The 13,328-nt window shown below is 43.3% G+C and carries 11 protein-coding genes; 9 read left to right on the plus strand and 2 right to left on the minus strand.

The genetic code is table 11. The features are described from left to right. The first annotated feature begins 123 nt into the window (after positions 1 to 123). The 4 genes from CYCPU_RS0111010 (at position 124) to dbpA (ending at position 3,335) form a co-directional block, all read left to right on the plus strand. Complete coding sequence (locus CYCPU_RS0111010) at positions 124 to 951, plus strand: DNA ligase (RefSeq protein ID WP_020162730.1); 828 nt, start codon at positions 124 to 126, stop codon at positions 949 to 951. An 85-nt stretch (positions 952 to 1,036) separates the two neighbouring features. Then, on the plus strand, positions 1,037 to 1,603 hold the full coding sequence (gene efpL, locus CYCPU_RS0111015) for an elongation factor P-like protein EfpL (RefSeq protein ID WP_020162731.1): 567 nt from the start codon (positions 1,037 to 1,039) through the stop codon (positions 1,601 to 1,603). A 13-nt stretch (positions 1,604 to 1,616) separates the two neighbouring features. Further along, positions 1,617 to 1,946: a HopJ type III effector protein gene (locus tag CYCPU_RS0111020; RefSeq protein WP_015006939.1), complete on the plus strand. Its 330-nt coding sequence runs from the start codon at positions 1,617 to 1,619 to the stop codon at positions 1,944 to 1,946. A 6-nt stretch (positions 1,947 to 1,952) separates the two neighbouring features. Then, positions 1,953 to 3,335 carry an ATP-dependent RNA helicase DbpA gene (dbpA, locus tag CYCPU_RS0111025; protein WP_015006940.1) on the plus strand — a complete coding sequence of 461 codons (1,383 nt, stop codon included), beginning with the start codon at positions 1,953 to 1,955 and terminating at the stop codon, positions 3,333 to 3,335. A 39-nt stretch (positions 3,336 to 3,374) separates the two neighbouring features. Here the strand turns inward: dbpA and CYCPU_RS0111030 are convergent, their stop codons facing one another. Beyond that, positions 3,375 to 5,090, minus strand: coding sequence for a bifunctional ornithine lipid synthase OlsF (locus CYCPU_RS0111030; protein ID WP_020162732.1), 1,716 nt, complete (start codon positions 5,088 to 5,090; stop codon positions 3,375 to 3,377). 292 nt (positions 5,091 to 5,382) lie between these two features. On the opposite strand from CYCPU_RS0111030, the gene CYCPU_RS0111035 reads away from it, so the two are divergent. Further along, positions 5,383 to 6,939, plus strand: a complete 1,557-nt coding sequence (locus CYCPU_RS0111035) for a SulP family inorganic anion transporter (RefSeq protein ID WP_015006942.1) — start codon at positions 5,383 to 5,385, stop codon at positions 6,937 to 6,939. A 15-nt stretch (positions 6,940 to 6,954) separates the two neighbouring features. Here CYCPU_RS0111035 and recQ read toward each other — a convergent pair whose 3' ends face one another. Further along, positions 6,955 to 9,069, minus strand: a complete 2,115-nt coding sequence (recQ, locus tag CYCPU_RS0111040; RefSeq protein ID WP_020162733.1) for a DNA helicase RecQ — start codon at positions 9,067 to 9,069, stop codon at positions 6,955 to 6,957. A 186-nt stretch (positions 9,070 to 9,255) separates the two neighbouring features. Here recQ and CYCPU_RS0111045 point away from each other — a divergent pair, with 186 nt between their 5' ends. The 4 genes from CYCPU_RS0111045 (at position 9,256) to CYCPU_RS0111060 (ending at position 13,237) form a co-directional block, all read left to right on the plus strand. Further along, positions 9,256 to 11,139, plus strand: coding sequence for an ATP-binding cassette domain-containing protein (locus CYCPU_RS0111045; RefSeq protein ID WP_026362677.1), 1,884 nt, complete (start codon positions 9,256 to 9,258; stop codon positions 11,137 to 11,139). Positions 11,140 to 11,281: 142 nt separating this feature from the next. Beyond that, complete coding sequence (locus CYCPU_RS0111050; RefSeq protein ID WP_016390824.1) at positions 11,282 to 11,515, plus strand: VF530 family protein; 234 nt, start codon at positions 11,282 to 11,284, stop codon at positions 11,513 to 11,515. A gap of 89 nt (positions 11,516 to 11,604) precedes the next feature. Then, the gene (locus CYCPU_RS0111055) at positions 11,605 to 12,687 is read left to right on the plus strand and encodes an NAD(P)/FAD-dependent oxidoreductase (protein ID WP_020162735.1); all 1,083 of its coding nucleotides are present in this window, start codon (positions 11,605 to 11,607) and stop codon (positions 12,685 to 12,687) included. Further along, complete coding sequence (locus CYCPU_RS0111060) at positions 12,668 to 13,237, plus strand: tRNA 5-(aminomethyl)-2-thiouridylate-methyltransferase MnmM (protein ID WP_015006947.1); 570 nt, start codon at positions 12,668 to 12,670, stop codon at positions 13,235 to 13,237. Before CYCPU_RS0111055 ends, CYCPU_RS0111060 begins: the two co-directional genes overlap by 20 nt. Positions 13,238 to 13,328 lie beyond the last annotated feature (91 nt).

Here is a 13,328-nt window from a genome sequence, read left to right on the forward strand (position 1 = left end):
TACAGCTATATCTTGCTAAACAGAAACAACCTCACTTGCAGTGTATCTACTATAAATACTAGAGTATATGGGCAGAATCATCGTCCATACATCAATATCACCAACGCTAGGAAGCAATGGAACATGAAAAAACGGATCTTTTTTATATTAATAAGCCTTATATCGCTAACTGCTTACGCAGCTAAACCGGCTATATTTTTACTTAAAAACTACCATCAAGATATTCCTGTGACGGGTTGGCTTATGAGCGAAAAACTCGATGGTGTGCGCGGCTATTGGGATGGAAAAAACCTCATTAGTCGAGGGGGAAAAATACTTAGCCCACCAGCATGGTTTACCCAGAACTACCCACCTTTCCCAATAGATGGCGAACTATGGACCCAGCGAGCCGACTTTGAAAACATCAGCTCAATTGTTAACAGCCAACATGCTGGTGAACGATGGAAACACATCACCCATCAAATATTTGATGTGCCCAATCAAACAGGTAATTTACATAAACGGCTACAGGTTTTACAAAACTATCTAGATAAGAACCCTACGCCGTACATTCAGATCATTCAGCAAACAACCGTTAACAATAAAAAACAATTACAGCGCTTTTTACACTCTATTACTGCTAACCAAGCTGAAGGCGTTGTGGTTAGGGACCCTAATCAAGCCTATCAAACAGGTCGTTTATCTTCAGCATTGAAACTAAAGGAATACACCGACACAGAATGTACCGTGCTAAAAGTCCTCCCCGGAAAAGGACAATATCAAGGCAAAATGGGCTCTATACTCTGCCTGACTTCACAGGGCAAACAGTTAACCATTGGTTCTGGTTTTTCAAATAAAGACAGAACTAACCCGCCCCTTATAGGCAGTCAAATCACGTTTAAATATTATGGCCTAACCAAAAAAGGGCGCTATCGATTTCCTGTCTATTTAAGACCGTTTAACAAACCTTAGTAATCAGTAAATCAAACAGAAGAGTTTTCCATTGCGCTTTTCATGTTGGCGTATAATTACGCCTAATCAAACACATGGAACACACATGCCTAAAGCCAGCGATTTAAAATGCGGAATGGTTGTTGAAGTCAATGACGAACCTTATGCGGTTAAAAGTATCGACGTACGCAATCCATCATCTCGTGGAGCTTCTACCCTTTATAAAGTTCGCTTTAATCACCTTAAAACCAAGCAAAAACGTGATGAAACGTTAAAAGGTGATGACTTTCTGAAGGATCTCGATTGCGAAAAAGCCAATTTACAATTTTCTTATCAAGATGGTAACGCCTATACCTTCATGAATTTAGATACCTATGACCAATACACATTAGACGGCGAAGACATTGAAGAGCAAGTTAAATACCTAAGCGAAGGGCTCGATAGCCTAGTGGGTATTTTACTAGAAGAAGCCCTGGTTGCTATTGAATTACCGGCCACTATTAGCTTACAAATAGTGGATACCGCGCCCGGTTTAAAAGGTGCCTCAGCCTCTGCTCGAACCAAACCAGCTACGCTAACCACTGGGCTAGAAGTTCAAGTGCCGGAATATATCGACACTGACGAATTTATAAAAATAAATACCAGCACCGGCAAATTTATGTCACGTGCTTAACAAGGAGAAACCAATGAACCGTATTGAAGCTATCAAAAACAACCCTTCTATTGATGTTGAAACCGTCATTGAGCTGATCGACACCCTCTATGATTACCACCCTGTGGATTTTAAAAATGGAGAGGTCTCTAATGCAGCCGGCACCAATGATATTACCTGCAAATTATTTGCTTTTGCAAAGCTCAATGACTTCACGCAAGAGCAAACCCTTGCCTGTTTCGGGCATTACTACCAAGATGTTCTCAACACCCCTGATGCGGATGATCACCAAAATATTCGTAACTTTATGCAACATAGTTGGGGTGGCGTCAGTTTCTCAGGCACCGCATTAACTGAAAAATAAAAACTCATGCCAAATAAAAACTTTTCCACGTTAGCCATTGCCCCTGCTCAGCTTAAAAACTTAGCGAGCCTAGGCTATCAACAGATGACACCCATACAAGCCCAAAGCCTGCCTCAGGTCTTAAAAGGCAAGGATGTTGTTGCCCAAGCTAAAACAGGTAGCGGCAAAACCGTTGCCTTTGGGGTTGGTTTACTGGAAAAAATAAATCCGCGATTTTTTGGCACTCAGGCTTTAATACTCTGCCCTACCAGAGAATTAGCCGATCAAGTCGGTAAAGAGCTTCGTAAACTCGCCCGTAGTGTGCCTAATATAAAACTGGTACTGCTGTGTGGAGGCAAACCTTTTGGACCACAAGTCGGTTCATTAGAACATGGCGCACATATTGTGGTGGGTACACCCGGCCGTATTCAGGATCATCTGAAAAAACGTACTTTAAATATCGGTCAGTTGAAAACCTTAGTATTAGACGAAGCCGATAGAATGCTAGACATGGGCTTTGCCGACGTGATGACAGATATCATTGGGCACACGCCTAAGTCTCGTCAAACATTACTCTTTTCAGCCACTTACCCAGATGAAATTAAGGCCATGTGCCGCTCTATTCAACGTGACCCTGTCGCCATCACCGTTGAATCAGATCATCAACAAAATGTGATTGAGCAGTTGTTCTACCAAGTTAAAAAACACGAGCGTAATAATACGTTGCTTGCACTGTTTGAGCACTACCACCCAAATACAGCCGTTGTTTTTTGCCATACCAAGGCGCAGTGTAGTGAGATGGCTGAGTTTTTACGCGAGCATAATATTGAATCATTAGCGATACACGGCGACCTTGACCAGCGTGAGCGTGACCAAGTACTGGTTCGCTTTGCTAATAATAGTTGCTCCGTACTGGTTGCAACCGATGTGGCTGCTCGTGGGCTCGATATTAAATCCATCGGCATGGTCATCAATTACGAACTGCCTCGCGATCCTGAAATTTACGTGCATCGTATCGGAAGAACCGGCCGTGCCGGCGAAACTGGGCTCGCCATGAGCTTATTTGCTGAACATGAGCAAGTGCGTGTGAAAGCAATTGAAGAATATCAACACAAACCTTGTTTAATAGATAGCCCTTTATCGTTGGACCGCGATAGTAGCTACAAGCTCTACCCGCCAATGGTTACCATTCAAATTGATGGCGGCCGTAAAGATAAAATTCGCCCCGGCGATATTTTAGGGGCACTAACCGGCGATGCTGGCTTAGAAGGCAAGCAAATCGGCAAAATAGATATTTTTGACCGCTCCAGTTATGTGGCGCTTGAACATGAGGCTGTGCGACAAGCACTGAACTACCTCGCCAATGGGAAAATTAAAGGCCGCCCGGCTAAAGCACGGAAGGTTCGCTAATTAAAACGGATGTCTACTCTTGTAGAGCGGTTAGTAGCATTAACCGCCTACATAACGTAAACGCTTTTTAGCTTTTAGTTTATGCATATCGGTCATGATCAGCCCATCTATACAGTGTCCAAAGTTCGCATCTACATTAAAATCAATGTAGCGAACACCGCCTTCATCACATAAATCGGCGTATTGCTTGTATAAGGTTGGTACGGTGACATTCATATGCGCTAAGTGTTCTTTCATGACTCTAAAGTCGTCACTTTGATTATTGCCAGTCAGCACATTTGCCACCTGCTTTTTTATTTCTGGCCTCATAATATAGGGCGTTCGAGAGGTGGCTAAGCAATCGGCATCAGGAAAGTAATGCTGATAGAACGTCACAATCAACGCTTTAGCTAGTTCAGGGTAAGCATCACTTAAGCTAACAGGGCCAAATAAGTAGCGTGTTGATGGGTACTTCCTAAGGTAGGCGCCAATGCCATACCATAAGTGGTCTAAGCTGCGTTTACCCCAATACTTAGGGCTGACAAAACTACGGCCAAGTTCTATACCCTGTTCAAAATAAGGAGCAACTTTCTGCATGTTATAGTCAAAAAGTTCTTGGCTATAAATGCCTCGACCCTTGTCTAAATCCATTAAGCGTTTTACTTCAGCGAGTCGATAAGAGCCTACAATTTCAAGTTCTTGCTCATCCCACAAAATAATATGGCGATAATGCTTATCATACCGATCAAGATCTCGGCTTTTGCCTGTGCCTTCACCGACACGCCGAAAAGTCATTTCCCTTAAGCGCCCAATTTCATTCATGACCGCAGAGTCCGGTCGATAATCAAATAAGTATATTTTCTTTTCATCGGCTGTTTCGCCCAGTAACTCACCCTCTTTTAACTCATTTTTCAGGGCCTTTCGATCACGCGGGTGAATAATGGTCTGTTCTGTTTCCAGCAGGCTCTTTTTTCCTTTACCTAGCAAGTAAGCATGGCGACGAACCAATCGCGCAATTTCTTTACGTTTTAATGGCAAACTATCTATAAAACGGTATGGGATGGGAGCGCCCACCTTGAAGCTTATCGTTTTCGAGTTTTTATTAAAAACCTCATGCGCTAACAACATGCTTGATAAAGGCTTGTAGAACATTGAACTGCTATAAAAAAGAGATGAGTTCCGCGCCTTAACGTAAATTGGCAAAATAGGAGCTTGGGTTTTCTTAGTAAAACTTAAGAATCCGCTCGACCATTTTCCGTCACGTACTCCGTTCGGTCTCATTCTTGACACTTCGCCTGCAGGAAAAATAATAACGGCTTCTTCATTATTTAAACTCTGCAAAATACGCGAAATACTACTCTTTTGCGTTGATTTTCTTAAATTATCAACGGGTAATAATAGACTGTCTAGCGCCTTAAACTCCATTAACATGTCATTAACCACTATTTTTACATCGCGGCGCACCTCACCAACAAGCTTTAATAACGATAATCCATCGAGCGCACCCAGTGGGTGATTAGCAACAATAATTACGCGGCCACTGGCGGGGATATTAGCCCTGTCACTGTGTGATGCTGAGTAACTAAAGTTAAAAAATGCAAATACTTGATCAATAAAATCAAACCCCTCGTCATCTTGATGATCTTCTAGGAATTGATTCACTTCATTTTCATGCATCAGTTTTTTTAAAAAACCAACCGTTGGTTTTTTAAACCATGAGCCACGTTGCTCAAAATTTGGGAATTTTTGCTCTATTGTTTGCTCAATATTTAGCATACTGCTTAATCGTCCGTTATTTTTACTAAAATTTTCGAGGGCTAGCCAGCAAAAACGTGCTTATAAAGCATTAGCGATGGCATCAAACCTTGATCCGTTTTCATGAGGGTTTTCCTAGTTCATATCACTATTTAGTTTTTAATTTATCGCTAGAATAATCTTTGTTTATGAACGTTTTATAACAATTTCTTGACGCTTTAATGAATGCTGCAAATGCACACTCTCTGCTATAATGTTCGATTGAATGTTTCCATTATGTTAATGCTCCTTATATAACTGTCTGCAAATCCCTATGTTTCAACTTATCCTTTCTCGTTCTCAAAGCCTAAAAAGTGACCTTCTTTCTGGCCTTACCGTTGCACTAGCTCTAGTACCCGAAGCCGTTGCCTTTGCTTTCGTAGCAGGGGTTGAACCCTTAGTCGGTTTATATGCTGCTTTTATGGTCGGTTTAATTACCGCCGCTATTGGCGGCCGTCCGGGAATGATTTCTGGCGCAACCGGCGCACTGGCTGTTGTTATGGTGAGCTTGGTGGCAACTCATGGGGTTGAATATCTATTTGCAACCGTTGTCTTAATGGGTGTTTTACAAGTGCTGGCTGGAGTTTTTCGCTTAGGAAAATTCATTCGCTTAGTGCCACACCCTGTGATGTTAGGCTTTGTGAATGGTTTAGCGATTGTTATTTTTATGGCCCAGCTGCAACAATTTCAATTCCTTGATCCGGTCACCGGCGAGCTTGCTTGGCTACAAGGTGAGCAGATGACATTAATGTTAGGCATGGTGGCACTGACCATGGCCATTATCTATTTCTTACCCAAATTAACGAAGGCCATTCCATCATCATTGGCTGCGATCTTAACCATCGTTGCCATTTCTATTGGCTTAGATATGGACTTACGTACCGTTCAAGATGTGCTTGTCGATATGACTGGCGATCCGGTGGCGACTATTGCTGGCGGCTTACCGCAATTCCATTTCCCTAGCGTGCCGCTAAATCTTGAAACGCTGAAAATTATTTTCCCTTATGCGCTGATTCTTGCTGCCATTGGTTTAATTGAGTCTTTATTAACCTTAACTCTGATTGATGAGATAACTGAGACACGTGGCCGTGGAAATAAAGAATGCATTGGTCAAGGCGTTGCCAATGTGGCTACCGGTTTTTTTGGTGGTATGGGTGGCTGCGCGATGATTGGTCAAAGCATGATCAATATTAATTCTGGCGGCCGTGGACGCGCCTCAGGCATTTCTGCTGCGCTATTCTTACTCGCCTTTATTTTAGTTGGCTCATCACTGATTGAAATGATCCCCGTTGCCGCGTTAGTCGGCGTGATGTTTATGGTGGTACTGGGTACATTTGAATGGGCCAGCTTCCGCTTATTGGGCCGCATCCCAACTTCCGATACGCTTGTGGGTATTACTGTTGCGGTTGTTACCGTGCTAACTGATTTAGCCATTGCGGTTGTCGTGGGAGTCTTAATGTCTACCTTAGTGTTTGCTTGGAAACATGCCAAAAACATGCACTTTGATATTGAAGAAAAAGATGGCGTTAAGATCTATAAGCCAACTGGACCACTCTTTTTCGCTTCAATCCACCACTTTCGTGATCAGTTTGACCCCATTAACGACCCACAAGAAGTGATTGTTGATTTTGCACGTTCACGCGTGTCTGACCATTCAGGCATTGAAGCCATTGACGCCTTGGCAGAGCGGTATATGAAGCAAGGCAAAACACTGCATTTACGTCATTTAAGCCCAGAGTGCATCAAATTATTACACAAGGCTAGAAAGCTAATTGAAGTTAACGTGATTGAAGACCCAAAATATTCAATTGCTGATGATGAACTAGGCTAACAATGTTAGCCTGCCTTACATAGAGGCTTGAACGCATTTAATAATGCCGTATTCATACTCTTCATCCAAGGCCTCATAGATAGGTTTAATGCGGCCTTTTGACTCATCTTCCAAAGACTCTATAGTCATGATGATTTCTTGATATTCACTGTCGTCTAAATCGAGTACCTCTTTGACATCCAGTAGCCCTACTTCAATTGCATCGGCTAAATGTCCATATACCGTGTTTTCTTTCATATCGCGCTGTGTTGCAATCGCCTTTATATCTAAACCCTCTTGATACAACATGAGCGTCTCATTAACCGTTGCGCTAAGCCGATTATTCAATAATTCTGCTAACGGGTACTTTGCAATTTCTGCCAAAAAAACCTGGCCATAACGCTTTATTTTTTGATCACCCACGCCACTGATATACCGCATATCGCCAATCTCAACCGGGCGCTTTTTAATCATTTCCATTAAGGTTGCATCATGAAAAATGACATAGGGCGGCACACCACTGTCTTCCGCTAGTTGCGTTCTCAAAGCTCGTAAAGCGTCCCATAACGGCTCGTCTTGTGGGCGAACAGGGCTTTTCTTCTTTTTTTCTGTTGCCAGCTTTTCTTCTTTTGTTTGCTTTCTTAGCGCCAGTTTTTGTTCACCACGTAACACTGGTCGGCATTTTTCTGTCAGTGTTAGCGAGCCATGGCTTTCTGCTTCAACATTAATAAAGCCAAGCGCTATCAACTGCCTAAAAATAGTTCGCCATTCCATCGTTGAGAATTCTTTACCAATGCCAAAGGTACTTAACTGCTCGTGCTGGTTTTGCCGGATACGGTCATCAGCCTTGCCCATTAAGACATCAATAATATAATTAACGCCAAAGCGTTGCCCTGTACGATAAATGCTCGATAAAATCTTTTGCGCCGCTTCAGAACCATCCCATTTTTCAGGCGGTGTTGTGCAATTATCACAGGCACCACATGGCTGTTCTAAACGCTCATCAAAGTAGCCTAGCAAGGCTTGCCGCCGACAAGCAATCAGCTCGCAAAGCCCCAGCATAGATTCTAATTTATTATGCTCAACACGTTTATGCGCCTCATCGGCATTGGAGTTTTGCATAAATTGTCGCAGCGTCAATACATCTTGCAAGCCATACGCCATCCATGCATTTGCAGGCTCGCCATCACGGCCTGCACGACCGGTTTCTTGATAATACGCCTCAATACTTTTTGGTAAACTTAAGTGCGCTACAAAACGTACATCCGGCTTATCTATGCCCATACCAAAGGCGATTGTAGCGACAATAATCACCCCTTCATCGCGTAAAAAACGCTGTTGGTTTTTTTGCCTAAGCTCTTGCGATAAGCCCGCGTGATAAGGCAATGCGATACGCCCTTGTTCTGTTAACCATTCGGCAGTCGCTTCTACTTTCTTGCGTGATAGGCAATACACAATGCCTGCATCTTGCGCATGATTTTCCTGTATAAAGCGCCACAACCGTAATTTCGGGTTATTACCTTCAGAAATAGCATAGTGAATATTCGGCCGATCAAAACTATTGATGAATACCCGCGCCCCTTCAAGTTGTAATTGCGCAATAATTTCATCGCGCGTACGTTGATCAGCTGTGGCGGTTAATGCAATACGCGGCACTTGTGGAAAACGCTCATGCAGCACACGTAACTTTTGATATTCTGGCCTAAAGTCATGCCCCCATTGCGATACACAATGCGCCTCATCAATCGCAAACAAGGCAATATGGCAGCGCTCCAACAACGACAGCATAATAGGGTTCAACAACCTTTCTGGCGCTACATACAATAAATCTAAAGCGCCATTTAATAATTGCGCCTCCACTTCTCGCGCCTCAGCGACATCGAGTGTTGAGTTTAAATAGGCTGCTTTAATACCCAGTTGATTAAGCGCATCCACCTGATCCTGCATCAGCGCAATCAATGGCGATACAATAATCGCAGTGCCATCACGCAATAAGGCTGGAATTTGGTAGCACAGCGACTTACCGCCGCCAGTGGGCATCAGCACAAAGGCATCGCGCCCTTGCTCTAACTCATGAATAATCTCACCTTGTGGCTCACGAAAAGCGTCGTAACCAAACGTTGACTGTAAAATAGATTGCGCGCGATTCATCAATTCAAGGGCTAATAAAAAATATAATTATCGCATAAACAAGCCTATCCGCAGCTAAACGAATCGGCTCACATTCAATGACATTATCAATACCAGAAGCAAATTAGGCGGTGCTTACTTGTCGTTTAAGCAGCGCTCTCAGGCTTTAGGTATAATGCCATCTTTCCCATCTGTACGACCCAAAACATGTTGAAGTTAAGCAACGTATCGCTCCGCCGAGGAACTAAAGTATTATTCGAGAATGTTTCCTTTACCGTGCACGCAGGTCAGCGCGTTGGCATTAGCGGTGCCAATGGCTGTGGTAAGTCCAGTTTATTTGCGATGGTGTTAGATAGTCTCCAGCCCGATAGCGGTGATTTTTCTATTCAATCGGGTTTTGTGATTGCCCACGTTGCCCAAGAGTTGACCGCCACTGAGCAAGCGGCTATTGAATTTGTGATCGATGGCGATAAAGAACTCCGCGATATTCAGCAAAAAATAGCCCAAGCAGAAGAACAACACGACGGCCACCGTGCCGCCGAGCTGTATGCTGAACTAGAAACCATTCAAGGCTACACCGCCAACTCGCGGGCAGCTATTTTAATGAATGGACTGGGCTTTAAAGCCACCGATTTAAACAACCCTGTTACCAGCTTTTCGGGTGGCTGGCGCGTACGTTTAAACCTTGCAAAGGCGCTCATGTGCCGCTCCGATCTGCTATTGTTGGACGAGCCAACCAATCACTTAGACTTAGATGCCGTTATTTGGCTACAAGAGTGGTTACAAAGTTATGCTGGAACCCTGTTACTTATTTCGCACGATAGGGACTTTTTAGACGCCGTTGTCGGCAATATTCTACATATTGAGCAACAAAGTGCGATGCTTTATAGCGGCAATTATTCTCAATTTGAACGCGCTAGGGCTGAACGCTTGGCGCAGCAACAATCTAATTTTGAACGACAACAAAAAGAACGCGCACATATTCAAAGTTATGTTGATCGGTTTAAAGCGAAAGCTACCAAAGCCAAACAAGCACAAAGTCGCTTAAAAGCACTGGAGCGGATGGAATTGATTTCTGCCGCACACATTGACTCTCCTTTTCACTTTGCGTTTTTCAAGCCTGAACGAGTCTCAAACCCACTGATCAAAGTTGAAAAGACAACACTGGCCTACAGCGACAATGTCATTTTAAATAATGTGTCTCTGTCTATAAAACCCGGTGATCGCCTTGCATTATTAGGCCCAAACGGCGCCGGTAAATCGACATTAATTAAGCTTCTCGCAGAAGAAAACAAGCCAACAAGCGGCAGCATTGAATGTGCCGAAAGCCTTAAAGTTGGTTATTTCGCACAGCACCAGTTAGAGCAATTAGATCCTAATGCATCACCCTTATTGCATTTGCAGCGATTAGATAAAAAAACCACCGAACGTGATTTAAGAAACTTTCTTGGTGGTTTCGGCTTTCATGCTGACAAAACTCTAGAAGCCATCGCGCCCTTTTCTGGAGGCGAAAAAGCAAGGCTAGCTCTCGCACTTCTGGTTTATCAAAAGCCTAATTTATTATTGCTTGATGAACCGACCAACCATTTAGATATAGAAATGCGCCATGCCTTAAGTGCCTCCTTACAAGAGTTTAGTGGCGCAATGATTATTGTTTCCCATGATCGACACTTGCTGCGCACCATCACTGATCAGTTTTTACTCGTCTCTGGCGGCAAAATAACACCCTTTGATGGCGACCTAGGTGACTACGCCGACTGGGTAAAAAATCAAGCCAAAGAAAATGACAGCGCCCCCTCTAGCGACAAAAACGTTAATGCTCGTAAAGAACAAAAACAGCAGCAAGCGAATAACAGGCAACAGCAAAAACCACTACGCGACGCCCTAAGAAAAGCAGAAAAACAACTCGATAAATTGCAGGAGAAACAACAACAGCTTGAAGCCAAACTGGCTGATAGCGATTTATACCATCAAGATAAGAAGCAACAATTAGCCGACATTATTAATGAAAAGAGCAGCATTGATGAACAACTAGCCAAAACCGAAGAGGCTTGGCTGACGGCACAAGAAGCGCTCGAAGAGCTTATATAATCAGTTAAAGAGCCTAGCCCAGTTTGTGGCCGAAAAAACAGTTAACTAACCATAATAAGCCTCAATTTTATATTGGGCACGCTTGATTAACGCTTACAAATGCGTAACATCAGCACCTATTACGTGAATGGACAACATTGGAATGAGCGAAAAAACTAACAAAGACCCTCTACACGGCCTTACACTTGAGGCGATTGTTACTAGCCTTGTTGAACATTATGGCTGGGAGAGTTTAGGCCAGCAAATAAACATTCGTTGTTTCATCAGTGATCCATCTGTTAAATCTAGCCTTAAGTTTCTTCGCAAAACACCTTGGGCTAGGAAAAAAGTGGAGACGCTTTACCTTGCAACACAAAATAGCGTTTGGAAAAAATAATTCCTATTAGATACTGCAAATAGCCGCCCATTCCAGCCTAATTGAAAGGTAGGCACCGCTGACACTATTCAAGTTTAAAAAAGGCTAAATTGACCCCTAAGAAAAAAGTTGAATTCCTGATTATTGGCCAAGGGCTAGCCGGTAGCTTGTTGGGCTGGCGACTTATTCAACAAGGCCACTCTGTTTTACTCCTTGACCCTTGCCTTACGCACACCGCATCGCGCACCGCGGCTGGCTTAATTAACCCGGTAACGGGCAAAAGGTTAGTTAAAACTGACCATGTCGAACAATACCTTACAGCAGCAAAAGAACTTTATGCAGAACTGGCTAATTTCTTTGGTCTCACCTTTCTGCATGAAAGGAAACAGGTTCGCCTATTCCAATCAGAGGCTGAGCTAAACCAGTGGAACAAGCGAAAAAATCAGGCTGAGTATGCACCTTTCTTGGCTGAACGTTTCAATGCAAAAGATAAAAAATACCTAAAAGAAACATCCTTGGGTGGTTTCAAGCAACAGCAATGTGCTTACCTTGATACTGTTGCTTTACTCGATCATTTGCGTGATTTTTTCCTGCATCAAGGCTGCTTCATCAAGGCACAAATTGACTTGAGTGAACTTAACATCAGTTCATCATCAGTTGAATGGCATGACCACACTGCCGATAAAATAATTTTTTGTGATGGCTATCACTTACAATATAACCCATGGTTTTCATGGCTTCCTTTGCAGCCTGTACAAGGTGATATTTTAACCCTGAAAACAGATCAGCCTTTGCCAAATGAAATTGTGCAGTTTGGCAAATGGTTACTGCCCCTTGCTAACGGGCAACTCAAATTGGGGGCCAGTTGGCAATGGCAACCACTGGATGAGAAACCTAACGAAAAAGCTGCTCTTGAGTTACTCGATGCCTGTTACCCGTATTTTCCGCACTTAAGGCAAGCTCAACGATTAGAACACAACGTTGGTATTCGCCCTGGCACTCGCGACAAGCAACCCTTTTTAGGCCAGCATCCTGAGCAGTCTAACTTACTCGTTTTTAACGGTTTCGGCTCCAAGGGCTCACTCCTCATTCCGTGGCATGCAGAACGCTTTTTACGTTACTTAACTCACGCTGAGCCGTTACCAACATCCGCTGATATTAATAGGTATACACATGACTATTTCACTCGTTAACCAAGCACATAACAATATTGCGAATTATCTTTCAGAGGGCGATATTGCCGTTGATGCCACAATGGGTAATGGCTTTGATACGCTCTTTTTAGCCAAGCAAATTGGTGAGGCAGGAAAAGTCTACTCGTTCGACTTACAAGCCGCCGCTTTGCACACAACAGAGCAACGGCTAAGCAAAGAAAAACTATTACACCGGGTTTGCCTGATACAAGATGATCACTCACAATTATCAGCTTACTTAACGAAGGACGATGTTCATTCGATTCGTTGTGCGATGTTTAATTTAGGCTATTTACCGGGTAGTGATAAATTACTGCAAACGACGCCAAACTCTACGCTTCAGGCATTAGAGTCAGCGATTGCCCTGTTGGCACAGCCAGGTATTATTTCTATACTGGCTTACACAGGACATACTGGTGGTCGAGAGGAAACTGAGTCTGTAAAAAGTTGGGCGAAGACACTGCCAAAAAAACAATACGAGGTGACTATTCAAATACCTAGTGCAACAAAAAATAGCCCACCAGAACTTATTTTGATAGAGCACCTGTAATTAATCATGCCATAACGTTTAAGACACGCGTCGCCTTTATACACGGTTCTTTTTATTATCTTTCAGTGGGTTTTAGTATTTTCCAAGCCTT

Source organism: Cycloclasticus pugetii PS-1 (assembly GCF_000384415.1).
GTDB lineage: Bacteria > Pseudomonadota > Gammaproteobacteria > Methylococcales > Cycloclasticaceae > Cycloclasticus > Cycloclasticus pugetii.